General features: G+C 69.6%; 22 protein-coding genes. 9 read left to right on the top strand and 13 right to left on the bottom strand.

Annotated features, from left to right (window positions below):
* Positions 1-61 precede the first annotated feature (61 nt).
* Positions 62-763 (bottom strand): HAD family hydrolase, encoded by a 702-nt coding sequence (locus tag DYS74_RS09195; RefSeq protein ID WP_121533087.1) that lies wholly within the window; start codon positions 761-763, stop codon positions 62-64.
* A 7-nt stretch (positions 764-770) separates the two neighbouring features.
* Entirely contained in the window at positions 771-1,049 is a 279-nt protein-coding gene (locus DYS74_RS09190) for a DUF3572 domain-containing protein (protein ID WP_121533085.1), read from the bottom strand.
* 93 nt (positions 1,050-1,142) lie between these two features.
* Here DYS74_RS09190 and DYS74_RS09185 point away from each other — a divergent pair, with 93 nt between their 5' ends.
* The gene (locus tag DYS74_RS09185; RefSeq protein WP_121533083.1) at positions 1,143-2,555 is read left to right on the top strand and encodes a diguanylate cyclase; all 1,413 of its coding nucleotides are present in this window, start codon (positions 1,143-1,145) and stop codon (positions 2,553-2,555) included.
* A 5-nt stretch (positions 2,556-2,560) separates the two neighbouring features.
* On the opposite strand, the gene DYS74_RS09180 is transcribed toward DYS74_RS09185, so the two are convergent.
* From DYS74_RS09180 to DYS74_RS09165, 4 genes are all read right to left on the bottom strand, one after another.
* On the bottom strand, positions 2,561-3,103 hold the full coding sequence (locus DYS74_RS09180; RefSeq protein WP_183077490.1) for a periplasmic heavy metal sensor: 543 nt from the start codon (positions 3,101-3,103) through the stop codon (positions 2,561-2,563).
* A 17-nt stretch (positions 3,104-3,120) separates the two neighbouring features.
* The gene (locus DYS74_RS09175; protein ID WP_147435482.1) at positions 3,121-3,504 is read right to left on the bottom strand and encodes a dihydroorotate dehydrogenase; all 384 of its coding nucleotides are present in this window, start codon (positions 3,502-3,504) and stop codon (positions 3,121-3,123) included.
* Positions 3,497-4,081 carry an RNA polymerase sigma factor gene (locus tag DYS74_RS09170; RefSeq protein WP_121533077.1) on the bottom strand — a complete coding sequence of 195 codons (585 nt, stop codon included), beginning with the start codon at positions 4,079-4,081 and terminating at the stop codon, positions 3,497-3,499. Before DYS74_RS09170 ends, DYS74_RS09175 begins: the two co-directional genes overlap by 8 nt.
* A gap of 90 nt (positions 4,082-4,171) precedes the next feature.
* Positions 4,172-5,014: an EF-hand domain-containing protein gene (locus tag DYS74_RS09165; RefSeq protein WP_121533075.1), complete on the bottom strand. Its 843-nt coding sequence runs from the start codon at positions 5,012-5,014 to the stop codon at positions 4,172-4,174.
* A 190-nt stretch (positions 5,015-5,204) separates the two neighbouring features.
* Between DYS74_RS09165 and DYS74_RS09160 the strand changes: the two genes are divergently transcribed.
* Entirely contained in the window at positions 5,205-5,603 is a 399-nt protein-coding gene (locus DYS74_RS09160) for a DUF983 domain-containing protein (RefSeq protein WP_121533073.1), read from the top strand.
* Positions 5,596-6,306 (top strand): NUDIX hydrolase, encoded by a 711-nt coding sequence (locus tag DYS74_RS09155; RefSeq protein ID WP_121533071.1) that lies wholly within the window; start codon positions 5,596-5,598, stop codon positions 6,304-6,306. Before DYS74_RS09160 ends, DYS74_RS09155 begins: the two co-directional genes overlap by 8 nt.
* Here DYS74_RS09155 and DYS74_RS09150 read toward each other — a convergent pair.
* The 7 genes from DYS74_RS09150 to DYS74_RS09120 form a co-directional block, all read right to left on the bottom strand.
* Positions 6,303-7,184 (bottom strand): DMT family transporter, encoded by an 882-nt coding sequence (locus DYS74_RS09150; RefSeq protein ID WP_121533069.1) that lies wholly within the window; start codon positions 7,182-7,184, stop codon positions 6,303-6,305. The genes DYS74_RS09155 and DYS74_RS09150 overlap by 4 nt on opposite strands.
* Positions 7,184-7,684, bottom strand: a complete 501-nt coding sequence (locus DYS74_RS09145) for a lipocalin (protein ID WP_121533067.1) — start codon at positions 7,682-7,684, stop codon at positions 7,184-7,186. The genes DYS74_RS09150 and DYS74_RS09145 overlap by 1 nt, the downstream gene beginning before the upstream one ends.
* Entirely contained in the window at positions 7,672-8,019 is a 348-nt protein-coding gene (locus DYS74_RS09140) for a hypothetical protein (RefSeq protein ID WP_121533065.1), read from the bottom strand. Before DYS74_RS09140 ends, DYS74_RS09145 begins: the two co-directional genes overlap by 13 nt.
* Positions 7,997-9,043, bottom strand: a complete 1,047-nt coding sequence (locus tag DYS74_RS09135; protein WP_121533063.1) for an aldo/keto reductase — start codon at positions 9,041-9,043, stop codon at positions 7,997-7,999. The genes DYS74_RS09140 and DYS74_RS09135 overlap by 23 nt, the downstream gene beginning before the upstream one ends.
* Positions 9,044-9,111: 68 nt before the next feature.
* Complete coding sequence (locus tag DYS74_RS09130) at positions 9,112-9,744, bottom strand: aminotransferase class IV (protein WP_342769157.1); 633 nt, start codon at positions 9,742-9,744, stop codon at positions 9,112-9,114.
* Complete coding sequence (locus tag DYS74_RS09125) at positions 9,705-10,832, bottom strand: aminodeoxychorismate synthase component I (RefSeq protein ID WP_245965246.1); 1,128 nt, start codon at positions 10,830-10,832, stop codon at positions 9,705-9,707. Before DYS74_RS09125 ends, DYS74_RS09130 begins: the two co-directional genes overlap by 40 nt.
* A gap of 60 nt (positions 10,833-10,892) precedes the next feature.
* Positions 10,893-12,041, bottom strand: a complete 1,149-nt coding sequence (locus tag DYS74_RS09120) for a CaiB/BaiF CoA transferase family protein (RefSeq protein WP_121533361.1) — start codon at positions 12,039-12,041, stop codon at positions 10,893-10,895.
* A gap of 256 nt (positions 12,042-12,297) precedes the next feature.
* Between DYS74_RS09120 and DYS74_RS09115 the strand changes: the two genes are divergently transcribed.
* From DYS74_RS09115 to DYS74_RS09090, 6 genes are all read left to right on the top strand, one after another.
* Positions 12,298-13,473: a M24 family metallopeptidase gene (locus DYS74_RS09115; RefSeq protein WP_121533059.1), complete on the top strand. Its 1,176-nt coding sequence runs from the start codon at positions 12,298-12,300 to the stop codon at positions 13,471-13,473.
* A gap of 171 nt (positions 13,474-13,644) precedes the next feature.
* Positions 13,645-15,249, top strand: coding sequence for an ABC transporter substrate-binding protein (locus tag DYS74_RS09110; protein WP_121533057.1), 1,605 nt, complete (start codon positions 13,645-13,647; stop codon positions 15,247-15,249).
* 69 nt (positions 15,250-15,318) lie between these two features.
* On the top strand, positions 15,319-16,326 hold the full coding sequence (locus tag DYS74_RS09105; protein WP_121533055.1) for an ABC transporter permease subunit: 1,008 nt from the start codon (positions 15,319-15,321) through the stop codon (positions 16,324-16,326).
* A gap of 59 nt (positions 16,327-16,385) precedes the next feature.
* Entirely contained in the window at positions 16,386-17,240 is an 855-nt protein-coding gene (locus tag DYS74_RS09100; RefSeq protein WP_394342952.1) for an ABC transporter permease subunit, read from the top strand.
* A 7-nt stretch (positions 17,241-17,247) separates the two neighbouring features.
* Positions 17,248-18,087: an ABC transporter ATP-binding protein gene (locus tag DYS74_RS09095; RefSeq protein WP_121533052.1), complete on the top strand. Its 840-nt coding sequence runs from the start codon at positions 17,248-17,250 to the stop codon at positions 18,085-18,087.
* Positions 18,084-18,926: a dipeptide ABC transporter ATP-binding protein gene (locus tag DYS74_RS09090; protein ID WP_121533050.1), complete on the top strand. Its 843-nt coding sequence runs from the start codon at positions 18,084-18,086 to the stop codon at positions 18,924-18,926. Before DYS74_RS09095 ends, DYS74_RS09090 begins: the two co-directional genes overlap by 4 nt.
* Positions 18,927-19,012: the final 86 nt, after the last annotated feature.

Genomic DNA, 19,012 nt, shown 5'->3' with positions numbered 1-19,012 from the left:
CGGCGGCATCCGGCGGAGACTAGCCGCGCGCGCCGCCGAAGGCCAGAGCGGCCGGGCGGCCTCAGGGCGCGCCGGCGTCGAGCCAGTCGGCCAGCTCGGCGATGGTGCCGAGCACGACATCGGCCGCCCCGGCGAGATCCGCGCGCGTCGCGGGCCCGCTCAGCACGCCCACCGCGCGCATCCCCGCCGCCCGCGCCGCCGCCATGTCGTGCAGGCTGTCGCCCACCATCGCGACAGTTGCGGGGGCAAGGTCGAAGGCCGCCGAAAAGGCCAGAAGCGGCCCTGCCCCGGGCTTCGCGCCATGACCGCTGTCATAGCCCGCGACATAGTCGAAAAGCGCCCCGACCCCGGCCTTTTGCAGATGCACCCGCGCCGAGGCCTCGGCATCGTTCGTCGCGACGCCCAGCCGAAGCCCGCGCGCCTTCAGCCCGCCAAGGCAGGCCGGCAGATCGGCCGCCGGCACCTGCGGTGCGCGCTGCGCACCGAGGTCGAGCGTGGCGACAAGGCTTTGCAGATCGTGGCGCGGCAGCAGCGGCAGCATCAGCGCCGCGACCTCGGCCACGGTGCCCGCGATCACCGGCGAGGCGCGCTCGAACCGCGCGGCCTGCAGATCGAAGCCGATCGCCGTCGCCAGCCGCGCGGCCAGCGCCGGATCGCCCTCGGCCAGCTCGACCGCCATGCCCTGCGCCCAGGCCCCCCAGGTCGCGTCGAAATCGAAAAGCGTGCCGTCCTTGTCGAACAGCACTCCGGTGATCGTGCCCATCGTGCCCTCAGGTCCAGTGCATCCCGCCGCGCCCGCCCAGCACCGCCCGCGCGAGACCGATGTCCTGCGGCGCAAGGTCCAGCGCCGCGGCGCAGTCGATCACCCAGTCGTCGCGCTGCGACAGGAAGTCAAGCACCGCGCCGAGGAAGGCCGGATCGGCCGCCGCGGCGCGCACCTGGGACACGTCCGCCCCGGAAGATGCGAGAAACGCATCGAAAAGTTCGTCCTGGGCGGCGAGCCAGCCGAGCGCGCGAATTCCCGTGACCTGTGCTGCATCGTGCTGCATGATGAACCGATCCAATCCTTGAAAAGGTTTTGTTAACCTTTTTGTCCGAAATCAGGCAGACAGTCGAGCACAGCTGAAGGAGCGCACGGAGCCATGGCAGGACGCATCCTGATCGTGGACGATGTAGCGACCAACCGGATCGTTCTCAAGGTGAAGCTGTCCGCAGCGCGCTACGAGACGATGCAGGCCGGTTCGGGCGCCGAAGCGCTGCGCCTTGTCGGCCAGTATGCGCCCGATCTGATCCTGCTCGACGTGCACCTGCCGGACATGACCGGGCTCGAGGTGCTGGCGCGGCTGAAGGCGGACCCGGCCACGGCCGAGATCCCGGTGCTGATGATCACCGCCTTCCCCGACCCGCGCACCCGCCTTGCGGCGCTGCAGGCCGGCGCTGCCGACCACCTGGTGAAGCCCTTCGACGAACAGATCCTGCTGGCGCGGCTGCGCGGCCTGCTGCGCACGCGCGAGGCGGATCAGGAGCTGAAGCTGCGCGAGCGCACCTTCCGCGATCTGGGCTTTGCCGAGGGACCGGCGCTGTTCGAGACCCGGTCGCTAATCGCACTGATCGGCAGCACCCGCGAGGAGGCACAAAGCTGGAAGCGCTTCCTCGCCCGGCATCTGGGCCGGGCGGTGGTGGAGGTCGTGGCGCGCGAGGATGCACTTGGCGACGTGGCCCTCGCGCAGGGCTATGACGCCTATGTGATCTCGGCCGATCTCGGCCGGCCGGGCGACGGCCTGCGGCTGATGTCCGAGCTGCGCTCGCGCAGCCGCTCGCGCGAGGCGGTGATCTGCATCGCCCTGCCCGAGGGGGCGCGCGACAGCGCGGCGATGGCGCTCGACCTCGGCGCCTCGGACCTCGTGCCCGAGGTGATGGGCGCGCCCTTCGCGGCGCAGGAGGCGGCGCTGCGGATCGACCGCGCGCTCGCCCGCAAGCGCCGGCACGAGCGGCTGCGCGATCACCTGACCGACGGGCTGCGGCTGGCGATGACCGACCCGCTCACCGGGCTGCACAACCGCCGCTACGCGATGTCGCAACTGGCGCGGATGGCCGATCGCGCCCAGGCGACGGGTCGCCCCTTCGCGGTGATGGCGCTCGACCTCGACCGCTTCAAGGCGGTCAACGACACCTGGGGGCATGCGGCGGGGGATGCGGTTCTGGTCGAGGTGGCGCAGCGGCTGCGCGCCCAGCTGCGCCAGGTCGACCTGCTCGCCCGCATCGGGGGCGAGGAGTTCCTTGTGGCGCTGCCCGACACCGCCCCCGAGGCGGCGCAGGCCGCGGCCGAGCGGCTGTGTCACGCCATCTCCGAGGCGCCGATCGCACTCCCCGAACCCGAGGCCCAGGGCCGTGCGGTGCGGATCACCGCCTCGATCGGGCTGGCGCCCTGCGATCCGCTGTCCGACAGCGCCCCGGTCGAGGCGCTGATCTCGCGCGCCGACCGGGCCCTTCTCGGATCGAAGGCCGGCGGGCGCAACCAGGTCAGCGTCTTCCGCCGCGACGCCGCGGCCTGACCGCTTCAGTCTTCGGGCGGCAGCGGCGGCGGCAGCGGCCGGCCATCGGGCTTGCCGATGCGGCGGTCCATCCGGTCGGTGCGGTCGCGCAGCCGCGCGGCATAGGCCTTGCGGTCCTCGGCCGTCATCGTCTCGAGCCGTTCGAGCATCACCTGCTCGCCCAGCTCCATCCGCCGCAGCGTGCGCGCCCGCATCCCGGCAAGCTCATTGCGCACCGCCGTCTCGTCCCAGGGATCGGCGCTCAGCGCCGCGATCAGCCGGTCCATGTCGGCGCGGAAGGCGGTGCGCATGGAGCCGAAATCGGTGCCCGAGCGCTCGGCCGCGCGGCGCATCGCGTCGCGGTCCTCGCGCGAGAAGGCGTCGCCCAGGGGCCCGAGCGTCACGTCGCCCGCGGGCGGCCGCGGCGGGTGCCGCTCGGTGCCCAGGAAGCCGCCGACGACAACCCCGGCCACCAGCAGGTTCAGCGTGACCGAAAGGACGAAGACCGCCTTGACCCAGCCCTTCATCGCCAGCTTCGGCCCGCCCGCTTGGGTGTTGGTTTCCATCATCGCGCCCTCCTCGCCCCTCATTCCGCCGCCAGGGCAAGGATATCGCCATCGGCGAGCAGCGCGCTTGCCGTCGCGGCCTCGGTCGTCGCCGAGAAGCCCGCGACCTGCGCCAGCGTGTCCGACCCGGCAAAGCCGATCCAAACGCCCGCCACCGCCGCCGTCGCCATGCCGCCAAGACCGCCCCAGCCGCCGAACAGCGCCAGCACCGTGCCCAGCACCCCGAAGCGCGCCCCCCGCGTCACCGCGGGCTGCGCCGGCACGGCGAGAAAGCCCGCCTGCACCGCCTCGGCATCCGTCAGAATCCGGCCCAGGAACGCCGCCGAAGGCTCTGGCGCGCTCTGCCGCGCCTCGGCGAAGAAGAGATCCAGCGCCGTGTCGTCGTCCTTCCGCATCTCAGTCATGGCCATACCCCAGTTCCTCTCGCCGGCCGGCCAGGATCGCCGCCAGCGCCCGCTTTCCACGGGCCGTCAAGCTTTCTACGGCCTCCACGCCGATTTCCATCGCTGTCGCGATCTCGGGATTCGACAATCCTTCGAGATGGCGCAGCACCACCGCCTGGCGCTGCCGCGCCGGCAGCTGCGCGAGCGCCGCCTCGAGCGCCGCGGCGCGATCCCCGTCGATCATCTGCTCGACCGCCGAGGCCGCCCCGTCGGGCACCTCCGGCGCCTCCTCAAGGCCGATGCCCCGGCGCCGGCGCAGCCGGTCGGTGGCGAGGTTGGTCACCACCCGGTACAGCCAGGTCGTGACCTTCGCCTCGCCCGTCCGCCACTCGGGGGCGATCTTCCACAGCCGCAACAGGGCTTCCTGTGCCAGATCCTCGGCCTCGGCCCGGTCGCCCAGCATCCGCTGCGCGACCCGGAAGGCAAGCGGCCCCATCCGCAACGTCAGCACACGCGCAGCCGCCCGGTCCCCGTTGCCATAGAGGACCAGCAAGGTCTCGTCCGAGACATCATCCAGCGCGTCGAGTGCCATGTTCATGCTTCCCCACGCCTAGCGTGAAACCATGACCTGTGCAATTTCCGACAGGCCTCCGGCCCCGGGATCTGCCCGGAGCCGGGGTCTTGTGGCTCAGTTGCCCTCGGGCGCCGGAGCCGCCGGAGCATTGCCCTGCGGGCCCTGGCCCTGCTGCTGCATCCAGCGCGGGCCGCTGCCGTCACGCGGACCGCCCTGCGCGCCCATCATGCCGCCACGATCGCCGCGACCGCCGCGCAGATCACAGTCATGCCCACCCATGCGGCCCATGCGCTCGCCCTGCGACCCCATCTGGCCCGGGCCCTGCTGCATCATGCCGGGCTGCATCCGCGGCCCCGCCGCCGCGAGCTCGTCCTCGCTGAGCACGCCGTCATTGTTGGCGTCGAGCCGCTCGAACATCTTCGAGGGCGCCGGCGGCATCGCCAGTTCCGCGGCCGAGAGCATCCCGTCGCCATCGGTATCGAGCGCGGCGATCCGCGCCTTCACCCGGGCCTCGACACCGGTCTGGATCCGGCGCATCTCGCCCGCCACCAGCTCGTCGGCGCTGAGCTTGCCGTCGCCGTTCGCATCGAGCGCCGCGGCCTCGGCCTTGCGGCCCGACTGGATCTCGTCGAGGCTGATCTTGCCGTCGCCATTCGCGTCGAACTGCTTCAGATCGATGCGCGGCCAGGCGCCGCCCAGCGGAGCGTCATCGGTCATCATCGGGCCGTTGCCCATCGGCCCCGCGCCCATCTGGCCACCCTGCCCCATCGGGCCGTTGCCCATCATCGGGCCATTGCCATTGCCCTGGCCCATCGGGCCCTGCCCGACCGGGCCGGTGCCGTTCTGCACCTGGGCCTGCGGCACGGGCGACTGCTGGGCCATGACCGGCACCGCGGCACCAAGCGCCACACCGGCGAGAAGCCCGGCAAGGATCGTCGTCTTGAACATCGGTTTCATCGCTCTCTCCTGCGTTCGCGTGCGGCCCTCTGTCCCGGCCGCCGATATCAGACAAACGCCACAGCCCCGCAGTTCCGTCGCCGCTCGCGCATCCGTGACCACGCGCGCCGCGACGGGGCACCGACATTCGCGCTTCCCCGCACGCCGCTTTCAGCCGATAACGGAGAAAACGCGGAGGGGAGGACGCGCGATGGAGACCTTTGTCGAGGAAGACGACCGGCCGCTTGGCCGTTCGATCGCGCGGGGGCTGATGTGCCGCTGCCCGGCCTGCGGAGAGGGGCGGCTGCTGTCGGGATACCTGACGGTGCGCCCCGCCTGCCCCGCCTGCGGCGAGGATTTCACCGCACAGCGCGCCGATGACGGGCCGGCCTATCTGACGATCCTGATCGTCGGGCACCTGATGGCGCCCGCGATCCTGTGGGCCTTCATCGCCTTCCGGCCGCAGCCGCTGGTGATGATCGCGATCTTCGCCACCGGCTGCGTGGCGCTGTCGCTCGCGCTCCTGCCGCGGATGAAGGGAATGATGGTCGCGATCCAGTGGTCGCGGCGGATGCACGGGTTCGGAGAGGGAGAGTTGCGCCATGACTGAGGCGGCTCCGCAACAGACGATCGACAAGAGCGCGCTGCGCGATGCGGCAACGGTGCTGGTCGTGCGCCGCGACGCGCCGGGCGGTCCCGCGGTGCTGATGGGGATGCGCGGCGCAGGGGCTGCCTTCATGCCGTCGAAATACGTCTTCCCGGGCGGCGCGCTCGACCGTGGCGATGCCTCCATCCCGCTGGCCCGGCCGCTGCCCGAGACCTCGGCGCGCCGGCTGGCGCTGAATGCCCCCGCGGACATCGGCCCGGCGCTCGCCGTCGCCGCGATCCGCGAGCTTTGGGAAGAGACCGGCCTCGTCCTCGGCACGCCGGGGCGCTGGAGCGGCGATGTGCCCGCCGACTGGCAGGGCTTTGCCGAGACCGGGCACCTGCCCTCGGCCGCGGCGCTGAGCTTCGTCTTCCGCGCGATCACCCCGCCCGGCCGGCCCCGCCGCTTCGACGCGCGCTTCTTCCTCGTCGATGCGGCGCAGATCGCCTCGGACCCCGACGATTTCTCGCGCGCCTGCGACGAGCTGAGCCACCTGCACTGGGTGCCGATGGCCGAGGCGCGGCAGCTGAATCTGCCCTTCATCACCGAGGTGGTGCTGGCCGAGGTGCAGGCGCATCTGACCGAGACCGCGGGCGGCCGGGCGCCGCTCGCGGTGCCGTTCTTCGACAACCGCGGGCCGCGTTCGGTCTTTGCGCGCCTCGACTAGCGGCCCGTCAGCACCAGAAGCAGCAGCGAGCCGATGACGAGGGCGATCCCCGCGCCCTCGCGCGCGCTCAGCCGCTCGCGGAAGACCAGCGCCGAGACGAGCAGGGTGAAGACGATCTCGACCTGGCCGAAGGCGCGCACATAGGCGGCGTTTTGCAGCGCGAAGGCGGTGAACCAGCCGGCCGAGCCCGCAACGCCCGTCACCCCCACCCAGATCGTGCGGTGCCATGCGCCGACCACGCGCCCCAGCTCTCCGGGTTCGCGCAGCCGCAGATAGAGCGCCATGCCAAGCGCCTGCACCGTGGTGACGCAGGCGAGCGTGACGACGGCGCGGGCAAAGACCCCCGCCGGCATCAGCTCGAGCGTCGCGCCGCGGTAGAAAATCGAGCTGAGGCCAAAGAGCCCGCCCGCCAGGATGCCATAGACCGTGGCGCGCGGCGAGAACCCGCCCTTCGGCGCGCGCGACAGCAGCAGCACGCCGCCAAGACCGATGGCGATGGCAAGCCAGCCGGGCCCGCTCACCCCCTCGCCCAGGATCAGCGCCGAGAACAGCGCGACCTGCACCGTCTCGGTCTTGGTGAAGGCGACGCCGACGGCGAAGTTGCGAAGCTGGAACAGCGCCACGGTCAGGAAGGTGCCCGCCACCTGCGCCGCGCCGCCAAGCGCGACGAAGGCGGCAAAGCGGCCGCCCGGCAGTGGCACCGGCCCGCTCAGCGCAAGCGTCAGCACCGCCGCGGTGACCGCGATCGGCGCCCCGAAGAGAAAGCGCGAGAAGGTCGCGCCGCCGGTCGACAGCCCGCCGCCCGCCAGCCGCTTTTGCAACATGAAGCGCGCCGTCTGCACCGCCGCCGCGGCAAGCGTCACCCAGATCCAGAGCATCAGCGCCCGATCCGCCGGGTGTCGTAGCTGTTGAAGTCAAGCACCTCATGCGCCGCGGTCATCAGATCGCCCCGGCCCGGCATCTCGCGCACCAGCACCTGGCCGAAGTGACCCGACGGCGTGCCCAGCACCGCGATGCGGTAATCCTGATCGACCCAGAGCACCCAGACCGGCTCCTTGCCGAAGGCCTCGGTCGGGGTGAAGCGGGCGCCGGGCCCGGTCATCGCAAGCCGCCCCTCGAGCCGGCGCGGCTTGGTGCCCGAGCAGTCGGTGCCCGACAGCGCATAGCCGGTGCCGGTCCAGGCCCAGTCCTGCCGTGCCCCGGCGCAGCCGGGAACGCCGCTTTGCGCGACATGCCATGTGCCGCCGAACCGCGCCGGATCGAAGATCACGGCGGAAGAGATCCAGCCCTTCGGATCGCGCAGCGACACGGGTTCGGGGGCAGGTTTCGCCGCACAGGCGGCAAGGGCCAGCATCGCGGCCCAGATCAGTTGACGCATTCGGTCACACGCATTCCCACGGAGGTGATGATCTCGTTGCAGCCGGTGAGCGGGATCACCGGCGCGCAGGTCTGGGAGCGCGCAAGGCACGCCCCCTGGCAGTCAGAAGCGGTGCGGCAGGCCTTGCCGTTGTCGCGGGTGCGGGTCGCGCAGAGCTGCGCATCGCCACGGGTGATCCAGTCGCCGCCGCGCTTGACACAGGCCGCCCGTTCCAGCGCGACCTTCGCCTCGCCCACCGGCGGCAGCGGCGCCGCGGCGCGCTCGCCCCCGGGTTTGCAGGCGGCGAGCAGCACCAGCACCAGCGCCGCCAGCTCAGAACGGCATCGGATGCGCATGATGCACCCTTTCGATCGCCGCCAGCACCTCGGCCGGCAGCACCATCCCCGCCGCATCAAGCGATTTGTCGAGCTGCTCGACCGAGGTCGCGCCGATGATCGGCACCACCGGGAAGGGCCGGCCCATCACCCAGGCGATCGCCATCGTCACCGGGTCGAGCCCCGCCTTGCGCGCGATGTCGACGTAGAGATCGGCAATGTCGAAGGCGCGCGCGTTCGAGCGCCCGCCCAGCTCGCGCACGATCGACCGGCGCGAGCCCTCCGGCACGGCGCCGCCCGAATACTTGCCGCTCAGCATCCCCACCGCGAGCGGCGAATAGGCGAGCAGCGTCACCGCCTCGTGCACGCCGACCTCGGCCATGTCGAGATCGTAAAGCCGGCACATCAGCGAATATTCGTTCTGGATCGTGGCGACGCGCGGCCCGTGGCCCTCGCCCGCCAGCCGCAGCCATTCGGTGGTGCCCCAGGCGCTTTCGTTCGACAGGCCGAAATGGCGGATCTTGCCTTCCGCCACCAGCGCCTGAAGCGTCTCGAGACAGGCGATCATGTCGGCCTCGATCACCGCCTTCGAGGGCTGTTTCGCGGCGTTGAAGCCCCAGTTCTGGCGGAAGTGATAGCTGCCCCGGTTCGGCCAGTGGAACTGGTAGACGTCGATGTAATCGGTGTGCAGGCGGCGCAGGCTGCCCTCGATCGCGGTGCGGATCGAGGCGGGGGTGATCGGGTCGCCGTCGCGCACCGCCTTCAGCCCGATGCCCGAGACCTTGCTTGCCAGCACGACCTCGTCACGCCGGCCAGTCTTTGCGAACCAGCTGCCGATGATTTCCTCGGTGCGGCCGACGGTCTCGGCGCTGACCGGGTTGACCGGATACATCTCGGCGGTGTCGATGAAGGTGACGCCGCGGTCGAGCGCGCGGTCGATCTGGGCGTGGCCCTCGGCCTCGGTGTTCTGCGTGCCCCAGGTCATTGAACCCAGGCAGATTTCCGACACCATCACCCCGGTGCGGCCCAGTTCCAGCTTGCGCATCTTGTTCTCCTGCTTGCCCTCGTTCGCGGGCGCGACCGTGCCACAGTGCGCCTGCAGAGGAAAGGGCCTCACGCAAGCGTGGCCGGGATCAGTCCGCGCAGCGCATTGCCGAGGAACAGCCCCTCGCTCAGGTCGTCGAGATGCAGCGTCGCCTCGCGCGCACGGCCCTCGTCCAGCAGCTCGGCGCGCAGCACGCCGGGCAGGCAGCCCGCGGCGAGCGGCGGGGTCAGCAGCCCATCGCCGCGCGCGACGAAGAGATTGGTGATCGTGCCCTCGGCCAGCTCGCCGCGCTCGTTGAGGAAGATCAGCTCGTCCACCCCCTCGGGTAGCGCGGCGCGCGCCGTGTCATAAAGCGCCCGCTCGGTCGTTTTCAGCCGCAGCCAGGGCGAGGCGCTGTCGACCCGCGCCGGCGCAATCGCCACGCGCCAGAGCGGTTTCGCGGCCGGCAGGGGCGCCTGCGTCAGCTCCGCCCGACCATCAAGCCCCACCGTCAGCCGCAGCCGCAGGGCCGTCGGCCCGGTCACGGCATCGAGCCGCGCCTCGGCCTCGCCCGGCAGCCGCGAAATGCCAAGCGCCGCACAGCCGGCATCGAGCCGCGCCAGGTGGCGCGCGCGGCGCGCGGCGCCGGTCGCGGGCTCCCAGCGGAGCGTCTCGATCAGCCTCAGCCCGGCAGGGGCGCGTTCACGAAGGCCGCCTTGCACAGCGCTTCCTCCCATTCCTCGGGGCCGCGGCTGTCATGCACCACGCCGCCGCCGACATTCAGCACCGCCTGCCCATCCCGCACCATCACGGTGCGGATCGCCACGTTGAATTCCATCGCCCCCGAGGGCGCGATCCAGCCGATCGCCCCGCAATAGGCGCCGCGCGGGCCGGTCTCGAGCTCGCGGATGATCTCCATCGCCCGGATCTTCGGCGCACCGGTCACCGATCCGCATGGGAAGAGCGCCGCGCAAATCCTTGCAAAGTCGAGATTTTCGACCAGATCCGCGGTGACGGTCGAGGTCATCTGATGCACTGTCGCATAGCTTTCGATCTCGAAGAGCCGCGGCACCTTCACCGTGCCCGGATGCGCGATCCGGCTCAGGTCGTTGCGCAGAAGATCGACGATCATCAGGTTCTCGGCCCGGTTCTTGTCCGAGCCGCGCAGCCACGCCGCCGCAGCCCGGTCGGCCTCGGGCGTCGCCCCGCGCGCCACCGTGCCCTTCATCGGCCTCACCTCGGCCCGGCCCCGCGCATCGACGGCGAAGAAGAGCTCAGGCGAGCGCGACAGCAGCGCGAAATCGTCAGCCTCGACCAGACAGCCATGGCCCACCGGCTGGCTCGCCTGCAGCCGGGCATAGAGCGCGCGCGGATCGGTGGCGCAGGGCGCGTGCAGCGGGAAGGTCAGGTTGATCTGATAGACGTCGCCCGCCGAGATATAGTCCTGCACCCGGTCGAAGGCCGCCGCATAGGCCGCGGGTGTGATCGCCGGGACGAAGGCCGGCACCTCGGCCGCGGGCTCGACCGCCGGACGCGGGCGCCCGGGCGCGTCATAGGCGCCGACGAGCAGCAGCGGCAGGGGGCGGTCTGCGGGCAGCAGCGGGGCGAGCCGCCCGATCAGGCAATAGCCCAGCTCATAGCTGAACACCCCCGCCAGCCACAGCCCGTCCGCCCGCGCCCGCTCGATCGCCTCGAAGGCCGCGGCAAGGTCTTCGGGGGCCTCGGCCCGGATCACCCGGCGCGGCGCGGCAAAGCGCGCGCCAGCCCCGCCCGGCCCCCGATCGAATTCGAAACTCAGTTCCCCGGCCACCGGCCCCTCACGCGCTTGGTCGCGCGAGATATGCGGGGGCCGGCGCGCAAGTGCAACGCCTCAACCGACGGAAAAGTGCCATTCCCCGTCACCAAGCGCCGGGCTCGCGTGATCGAGCGCCAGCGGCGAGCGCGAGAAGACGATCGGCGTGCGCAGACCGGCAATGCCCTCGGGCGCGATCTGCATGGCCCGCGCCGTCACCTGCGGCTCGGCCAGCGCCTCGGAGACGTCGTTGATCGGCCCGCCGGGCACGCCCGCCGCCTCCATCGCCGCGATCAGCTCGGCCTTCGGGCGCAGCGCGGTGCGCGCGGCGATGCGGGCGCAGATCTCGTCGCGGCGCACGACCCGGGCCGGGTTGGTGGCGAAATCGGGATCGTCGCATTCGCTCATCCCCAGAATGCCGCACAGCGCGCGGAATTGCCGGTCATTGCCGCAGGCGATGATGAAATGCCCGTCTTCCGAGGGGAAGACCGAATAGGGCACGATCGAGGGGTGGGCATTGCCCAGCCGATGCGGCACCACCCCGCCGAGCAGATAGTTCATCGCCTGGTTCGCCAGCACGCCGACGCCGACGTCGAGCAGCGACAGATCGACATGCTGGCCCTGACCCGAGCGCTCCCGCTCGGCCAGCGCCGCCTGCACGCCGATCACGCCGTAAAGCCCGGTGAAGATGTCGATCCAGGCGACGCCCACCTTCTGCGGCTCGCCGCCCTTTGCGCCGGTCAGGTCCATGATCCCGCACATGCCCTGCACGAGGAAGTCATAGCCCGGCTGTTTCGCCCGCGGCCCGGTCTGGCCGAAGCCGGTGACCGAGGCATAAACGAGGCGCGGGTTCAGCGCCGCGCAGCTGGCGTAATCGAGGCCGAATTTCGCCAGACCGCCGACCTTGAAGTTTTCGAGCAGAACATCAGCTTCGGCGATCAAGCCCTTGACCTTCTTCAGGTCTTCCGGGCTCGAGAAGTCGCAGGTGACCGAGCGCTTGCCGCGGTTCGCCGCGTGGTAATAGGCCGCCACCGTCTCGGTCGTGCCATCGGGGCGCGGGCGCTCGACGAAAGGCGGGCCCCAGCGGCGGGTGTCGTCGCCCTCGGGCGCCTCGACCTTGATCACCTCGGCGCCGAGGTCCGACAGCACCTGCCCGATCCACGGCCCCGCCAGGATCCGCGCCAGCTCCACCACCTTGAGGCCCCGCAGCGGCGCCTCTGCCCGCATCTCCATTCCGCTCTCCCGTCTCCGTCGCGATGCCGTCGCGGCACCCCGTCCCCTACCTAGCGCCGCCGGGCCCGGGGTTCGACCGTTCTTTCCGCGGCACACCATGTGTAAAACGCATGGATCGCCGCGGCAACGCCCCGCCTTGCCCCCCCGATCGCGTCAGGGCTGGACCATCGCCCGGCCAAGGCCCATCCTCGCGCGCGCAAGCCGCGGGCGGGGCAGGACACCTGCCGCGGCCGGAAGAAGGACGTGGATGATGGATGATTTCGACAAGGCTCTCGACGGGTTCGAGAAGGTCAGCGCGCCGGCGATCGGCGACGCGGAGCTGACGGCGCGGCTGTCGGGGCTGCAGGCGCGGCTGCGCGCCGAGGGGGTGAAGGCCGCCTGGCTCGATGCCTCGTCCTCGCTACGCTATTACACCGGTCTGTCGATCGGGCTGTCGGAACGCGTGCATGGCGCGCTGATCCCGGCCGAGGGCGCGCCGATCTATGTCAGCCCGCAGTTCGAGGTGCCGAAGCTCGAGACGATGCTGCGCATCGGCGGCGAGATCCTGCCCTGGGAGGAACACGAAGACCCCTGCGCGATGATCGGCACCCGTCTGGGTCAGCTCGCCGCCCCCGGCGCGGGGCTGGCGCTTGATCCGGCGACGCCCTTCCGCTTTGCCGGCCGGCTGAGCGCGGCGATGGCGGGTGCGGTGGTGCCGGCCGAGGCGATGATCGCGGCACAGCGGCAGGTGAAATCGGCGGCCGAGATCGCCATCATCCAGACCGCGATGGACGCGAGCTGGCGGTTGCAGAAGACCGTGCACGACCTGCTGCGCCCCGGGCTCACCACCACCGAGCTGTGCGATTTCGTCGACGAGGCGCACCGCCGGATGGGGCTCGCGCCGCTTTTCGTCGCGGTGCAGTTCGGCGAGGCGACGGCCTATCCGCATGGCGTGCCCTATCCGCAGGTGCTGAAGGAGGGCGACATGGTTCTGGTCGACCTCGGCGGCATCCTGAACGACGGCTATCGCTCGGACATCACCCGCACCTATGTCTTCGGCACGCCAACCGAGCGCCAGCGCGCGATCTGGAACGCCGAGCGGCGCGCCCATGCCGCGGCCTTCGCGGCGGCACGGCTCGGCACGCCCTGCGAGGCGGTCGATGCCGCCGCCCGCGCCTCGCTTGCCGCGGATGGCTATGGCCCCGACTATGCCGTGCCCGGCCTGCCGCACCGCACCGGCCACGGGCTTGGCCTCGACATCCACGAGGACCCGTTCATCGTGCGCGGCAATGTGACGCCCCTCGCCCCCGGCATGGTGTTCTCGATCGAGCCGATGCTGTGCGTCTATGGAGAATGCGGCGTGCGGCTCGAGGATATCGTGCACATGGGCGAGGATGGCCCGCACTGGTTCTGCCCGCCGGCCATGACCCTCGACGCGCCGTTCTGAATCGGCTTTACTGACGTCGGGTTGCCCATTGCACCGGCAACGCGATATTGTGATTTTCGAACGAGCGGTCAAATTTGCGACATCGGCAGAATACCCGCAACGCCTTGAAAAAACTGCCGGATCACAACGGCATGTCGAATCACTAACAACAGTGAGTGAAAGGAAGCACCCATGAAACTCCTCTCCCGCAGCCTTCTGGCCGCCTCGGCGCTTGCGCTGATGTCGGCGGCCCCGGCGCTGGCGAAGACCTTCGTCTACTGCTCGGAAGCCTCGCCCGAGGGCTTCGACCCGGCGCCCTACACCGCCGGCACCACCTTCGACGCCTCGGCGCACCCGGTCTACAACGGCCTGGTCGAGTTCAAGTCCGGCACCACCGAGGTCGTGCCCGCGCTCGCCGAGAGCTGGGACGTTTCGGAAGACGGCACCGTCTACACCTTCCACCTGCGCAAGGGCGTGAAATGGCAGTCGAACGACGTCTTCACGCCCACCCGCGAGCTGACCGCCGATGACGTGGTCTTCTCCTTCGTCCGTCAGGGCGATGCGACGAACCCGTGGCACGAATACATCCCCGGCATCACTTACGAGTATTACACCTCGATGGAGATGCCCGATCTGGTGAAATCGGTCGAGAAGGTCGATGACCTGACCGTCAAGATCACCCTGAACCACCCCGAGGCGCCCTTCATCGCCAACCTTGCGATGCCCTTCATGCGCATCGTGTCGCAGGAATACGCCGACACGCTGGCCAAGGCCGGCACCAAGGAAGACTTCAACAACAAGCCGATCGGCACCGGCCCGTTCAAGTTCGTCGCCTATCAGAAGGACGCGGTGATCCGCTTCCAGAAAAACCCCGACTACTGGGGCGAGGCGCCGAAGATCGACGACCTCGTCTTCGCGATCACGCCCGACGCCTCGGTCCGCCTGCAGAAGCTGAAGGCGAACGAATGCCAGCTGATGCCCTATCCGGCGCCGGCCGACCTCGCCACGATCAAGGCCGACCCGAACCTCAAGCTTGACGAGCTGCCGGGCCTGAACGTCGCCTATCTCGCCTACAACACCACCGTTGCCCCCTTCGACAAGGTCGAGGTGCGCAAGGCGCTGAACATGGCGATCAACAAGCAGGCGATCATCGACGCCGTGTTCCAGGGCGCCGGCCAGGTCGCCAAGAACCCGATCCCGCCGACCATGTGGTCGTACAACGACGCCGTGCAGGACGACGCCTACGATCCGGAAGCGGCGAAGAAGATGCTCGCCGACGCCGGCGTCAAGGATCTGTCGATGAAGATCTGGGCGATGCCGGTGCAGCGTCCCTACATGCCGAACGCGCGCCGCACCGCCGAGCTGATGCAGTCCGACCTCGCCAAGGTCGGCGTCAAGGCCGAGATCGTCTCCTACGAATGGGGCGAATACCTGAAGAAGTCGATGGAAGAGGGCCGCGACGGCGCCGTCATCCTCGGCTGGACCGGCGACAACGGCGACCCGGACAACTTCCTGTCGGTGCTGCTGTCCTGCGCCGGCGCCAAGGCCGGCGGTGCGAACCGCGCCTTCTGGTGCAACCAGGAGTTCTCGGACCTGCTGACCCAGGCCAAGAAGACCTCGGACGTGGCCGAGCGCACCAAGCTCTACGAGCAGGCGCAGGTCATCTTCAAGGAGCAGGCGCCGTGGGACACGCTCGCGCACTCGACCCAGTTCGTACCGATGCGCAAGAACGTGACCGGCTTCACGATGAGCCCGCTGGGCGACTTCACCTTCGAAAACGTCGACATCACCGAGTGATCCTCGGCTGACATCACAGGCGGGCGCGCAGGGGCAAAACCCCTTGCGCGCCCGTCGAGGATATAACGCATGATACGCTTCCTTCTCACCAAGCTGCTCTATCTGGTCCCGACCTTCCTCGGGATCACGATCGTCGCTTTCGGTTTCGTCCGTGTGCTGCCCGGTGACCCGGTGCTGCTGATGGCCGGCGAGCGCGGGCTGACGCCCGAACGCCACGCCGAACTTGCCCACCAGCTCGGCTTCGACAAGCCTGTCTGGGCACAGTATTTCGACTTCCTGACGCGGCTTCTGCATGGCGACCTCGGCAATTCGCTGGTGACGAAGAAGCCGGTTCTGGGCGAGTTCCTGACCCTCTTCCCCGCCACCGTCGAGCTCGGCATCGTGGCGATCATCATCGCGACCCTCGTCGGCGTGCCGGTGGGGGTGCTCGCCGCGATCAAGCGCGGTTCGTGGTTCGACCAGGTGTCGATGACGGCCGCGCTCGTCGGCTTCTCGATGCCGATCTTCTGGTGGGGTCTGCTGCTCATCATCCTGTTCTCGGGCATCCTGCAATGGACGCCGGTGTCGGGGCGGATCTCGCTGATGTTCTTCTTCCCGCAGGTCACCGGCTTCATGCTGATCGACAGCCTGCTGTCGGGGCAGAAGGGCGCGTTCGTCTCCGCGCTCAGCCATCTGATCCTGCCCTCGGTGGTGCTGGCCACGATCCCGCTTGCGGTGATCGCGCGGCAGACCCGCTCGGCGATGCTCGAGGTGATGGGCGAGGATTACGTGCGCACCGCGAAGGCGAAAGGCATGCCCTATTCGCGCGTCGTGATGGTGCATGCGCTGCGCAACGCGATGATCCCGGTGATCACCACGATCGGGCTGCAGGTGGGCGTGCTGCTTGCCGGCGCGATCCTGACCGAGACGATCTTCTCCTGGCCGGGGATCGGCAAGTGGATGATCGATTCGATCTCGCGCCGCGACTATCCGGTGGTGCAGTCGGGCCTGCTGATGATCGCCGCCATCGTGATGCTGGTGAACCTGCTCGTCGACCTGACCTATGGCCTGATCAACCCGAGGATCCGCCACAAATGACCGAGACCGTCACCAACACCCCGGCCGTGAAGCTGAGCGACGCCGCAATCCGGCGCCGGATGCTTGCGGATTTCTGGTTCCACTTCAAACAGAACAAGGGCGCGGTCGCGGGGATGATCGTCTTCGTGCTGCTCGTCCTGGCCGCGGTCCTTGCCGCGGTGATCGCACCGCATGACCCGACCCAGCAATACCGCGATGCGCTGCTGGTGCCGCCGGTCTGGCAGGAGGGCGGCCGCGCCGACTTCCTGCTCGGCACCGATGCGGTCGGCCGCGACATGCTCTCGCGACTGATCTACGGCGCGCAATATTCGCTCTTCATCGGCATCGTCGTGGTCTCCATCGCGCTCGTCGGCGGCATCGTGATCGGCATGGTCGCGGGCTTCTACGGCGGCTGGGTCGATACCGTCATCATGCGGGTGATGGACGTGATCCTCGCCTTCCCCTCGCTGCTGCTGGCGCTGGTGCTGGTCGCGATCCTCGGGCCGGGGCTGCTGAACGCGATGATCGCCATCGCGATCGTCTACCAGCCACATTTCGCCCGCCTGACCCGCGCCGCGGTGATGGGCGAGAAGGAACGCGAATATGTCACCGCCGCGCGCGTTGCCGGCGCCGGCAACATGCGGCTGATGTTCAAGACCATCCTGCCGAACTGCCTGGCGCCGCTGATCGTGCAGGCGACGCTGAGCTTCTCCTCGGCGGTGCTGGATGCGGCCGCGCTTGGCTTCCTCGGCATGGGGGCACAGCCGCCCGCCTCGGAATGGGGCACGATGCTCGCCGAGGCGCGCGAGTTCATCCTGCGCGCCTGGTGGGTCGTCACCTTCCCCGGTCTTGCCATCCTGATCTCGGTGCTGGCGATCAACCTGATGGGCGACGGCCTGCGCGACGCGCTCGACCCGAAACTAAAGAAGAGCTGAGGTCTCCATGGCACTCCTGACCATCCGCAACCTCACCGTCCGCTTCGCCACCTCGACCGGCAGCTTCACCGCCGTCGACGGCATCGACGTGCGCGTCGATGCCCGCGAGGTGCTGGCGATCGTCGGCGAATCCGGCTCGGGCAAGTCGGTCTCGATGCTGGCGATGATGGGGCTTCTGCCCGACACCGCCACCGTCACCGCCGACGAGATGACCTTCGACGGCCACGACCTGCTGCACATGACCCCGGCCGAGCGCCGCCAGGTCATCGGCCGCGAGATCACGATGATCTTCCAGGAGCCGATCGCGTCGCTCAACCCCTCCTTCACCGTCGGCTTCCAGATCGAGGAAGTGCTGCGGCTGAACCTCGGCCTCAAGCGGCACGCGGCGCATGAACGCGCGCTCGAACTCTTCCGTGCCGTCGGCATCCCGGAACCCGAGGTGAAGATCCACGCCTACCCGCACCAGATGTCGGGCGGCCAGTGCCAGCGCGTGATGATCGCGATGGCGATCGCCACCAATCCGCGCCTGCTGATCGCCGACGAGCCGACCACCGCGCTCGACGTGACGATCCAGAAGCAGATCCTCGACCTGCTGATGAAGCTGCAGGAGGATTACGGCATGGCGCTGATCCTCATCACCCATGACATGGGCGTGGTGGCGGAAACCGCCGACCGGGTCGTGGTGCAGTACAAGGGCCGGAAGATGGAGGAGGCCGACGTGCTCACCCTCTTCGAGGCACCGCAAAGCGCCTATACCCGGGCGCTGCTCTCGGCGCTGCCCGAGAACGCCACGGGCGACCGGCTGCCCACGGTGTCGGACTTCTTCGGTGCGGAGGGCGTGCAATGACCGAGATCGTCGTCGAGGGCGTGGCCCTCACCCAGGACTACCTGATCCCGGGCGGCATGTTCGGCAAGGCCCGGACGCTGCGCGCGGTCAAGGGCGCCTCCTTCGCGGTGGAAAAGGGCAAGACCCTGGCCATCGTGGGCGAGTCGGGATCCGGCAAGTCGACGCTCGCCCGGATCATCGCGCTGATCGACCACCAGTCGGGCGGCGTGCTGAAGATCGCCGGCGAGGCGGTCGACATCGCGCGGCGCAAGCCTGACCATGCCCTGCGCTCGAAGGTGCAGATGGTGTTCCAGAACCCCTATGGCAGCCTCAACCCGCGCCAGAAGATCGGCGACGTGCTGATGGAGCCCTTGCTGCTGAACACCACGCTGCCTGCGGCCGAGCGGCGCGCCCGCGCCGAGGCGATGCTGGTCAAGGTCGGCCTCGCGCCCGAGCATTTCAACCGCTACCCGCACATGTTCTCGGGCGGGCAGCGGCAGCGCATCGCCATCGCCCGCGCGCTGATGCTGAACCCGGCGCTTCTGGTGCTCGACGAGCCGGTCTCGGCGCTCGACCTTTCCGTGCAGGCGCAGGTGCTGAACCTGCTCGCCGATCTGCAGGAAGAATTCGGCCTGACCTATGTCTTCATCAGCCATGACCTGTCGGTGGTGCGCTACATCGCCGACGACGTGATGGTGATGCACAAGGGCGACGTGGTGGAACAGGGCACGCGCGACGAGATCTTCTCGAACCCGCGCCACCCCTACACCCAGCAGCTGTTTGCCGCGACGCCGGTCACCGACATCGCCGCGATCCGCGCCCGGGTCGAGCGCCGCAAGGCACTGCTCGCCGCACGCTGAGGCCTGCGGCCAGGACGGAAACCCGAAGGGGGCCGGGCAGCGATGCCCGGCCCCTGCCCGTTCCGGCCTCGACCACATCGCTTGCC

The organism is Paenirhodobacter hankyongi (assembly GCF_003664585.1).
In the GTDB taxonomy this organism is placed as follows: Bacteria; Pseudomonadota; Alphaproteobacteria; order Rhodobacterales; family Rhodobacteraceae; genus Rhodobacter; species Rhodobacter hankyongi.
Note: the sequence above shows the minus strand (reverse complement) of the source record. Positions and strands in the feature narration are given on the sequence as shown.

Bases quoted from the DNA above. Each gene is read 5' to 3' on its own strand.
- DYS74_RS09105 (WP_121533055.1), top strand. From the start codon at position 15,319: ATGATACGCTTCCTTCTCACCAAGCTGCTCTATCTGGTCCCGACCTTC.
- DYS74_RS09110 (WP_121533057.1), top strand. From the start codon at position 13,645: ATGAAACTCCTCTCCCGCAGCCTTCTGGCCGCCTCGGCGCTTGCGCTG.
- DYS74_RS09090 (WP_121533050.1), top strand. From the start codon at position 18,084: ATGACCGAGATCGTCGTCGAGGGCGTGGCCCTCACCCAGGACTACCTG.
- DYS74_RS09145 (WP_121533067.1), bottom strand. From the start codon at position 7,684: ATGCGTCAACTGATCTGGGCCGCGATGCTGGCCCTTGCCGCCTGTGCG.
- DYS74_RS09170 (WP_121533077.1), bottom strand. From the start codon at position 4,081: ATGAACATGGCACTCGACGCGCTGGATGATGTCTCGGACGAGACCTTG.
- DYS74_RS09120 (WP_121533361.1), bottom strand. From the start codon at position 12,041: ATGCGGGCAGAGGCGCCGCTGCGGGGCCTCAAGGTGGTGGAGCTGGCG.
- DYS74_RS09190 (WP_121533085.1), bottom strand. From the start codon at position 1,049: ATGCAGCACGATGCAGCACAGGTCACGGGAATTCGCGCGCTCGGCTGG.
- DYS74_RS09165 (WP_121533075.1), bottom strand. From the start codon at position 5,014: ATGAAACCGATGTTCAAGACGACGATCCTTGCCGGGCTTCTCGCCGGT.
- DYS74_RS09185 (WP_121533083.1), top strand. From the start codon at position 1,143: ATGGCAGGACGCATCCTGATCGTGGACGATGTAGCGACCAACCGGATC.
- DYS74_RS09195 (WP_121533087.1), bottom strand. From the start codon at position 763: ATGGGCACGATCACCGGAGTGCTGTTCGACAAGGACGGCACGCTTTTC.
- DYS74_RS09180 (WP_183077490.1), bottom strand. From the start codon at position 3,103: ATGATGGAAACCAACACCCAAGCGGGCGGGCCGAAGCTGGCGATGAAG.
- DYS74_RS09115 (WP_121533059.1), top strand. From the start codon at position 12,298: ATGGATGATTTCGACAAGGCTCTCGACGGGTTCGAGAAGGTCAGCGCG.
- DYS74_RS09160 (WP_121533073.1), top strand. From the start codon at position 5,205: ATGGAGACCTTTGTCGAGGAAGACGACCGGCCGCTTGGCCGTTCGATC.
- DYS74_RS09175 (WP_147435482.1), bottom strand. From the start codon at position 3,504: ATGACTGAGATGCGGAAGGACGACGACACGGCGCTGGATCTCTTCTTC.
- DYS74_RS09155 (WP_121533071.1), top strand. From the start codon at position 5,596: ATGACTGAGGCGGCTCCGCAACAGACGATCGACAAGAGCGCGCTGCGC.
- DYS74_RS09100 (WP_394342952.1), top strand. From the start codon at position 16,386: ATGCTTGCGGATTTCTGGTTCCACTTCAAACAGAACAAGGGCGCGGTC.
- DYS74_RS09150 (WP_121533069.1), bottom strand. From the start codon at position 7,184: ATGCTCTGGATCTGGGTGACGCTTGCCGCGGCGGCGGTGCAGACGGCG.
- DYS74_RS09095 (WP_121533052.1), top strand. From the start codon at position 17,248: ATGGCACTCCTGACCATCCGCAACCTCACCGTCCGCTTCGCCACCTCG.
- DYS74_RS09140 (WP_121533065.1), bottom strand. From the start codon at position 8,019: ATGCGCATCCGATGCCGTTCTGAGCTGGCGGCGCTGGTGCTGGTGCTG.
- DYS74_RS09135 (WP_121533063.1), bottom strand. From the start codon at position 9,043: ATGCGCAAGCTGGAACTGGGCCGCACCGGGGTGATGGTGTCGGAAATC.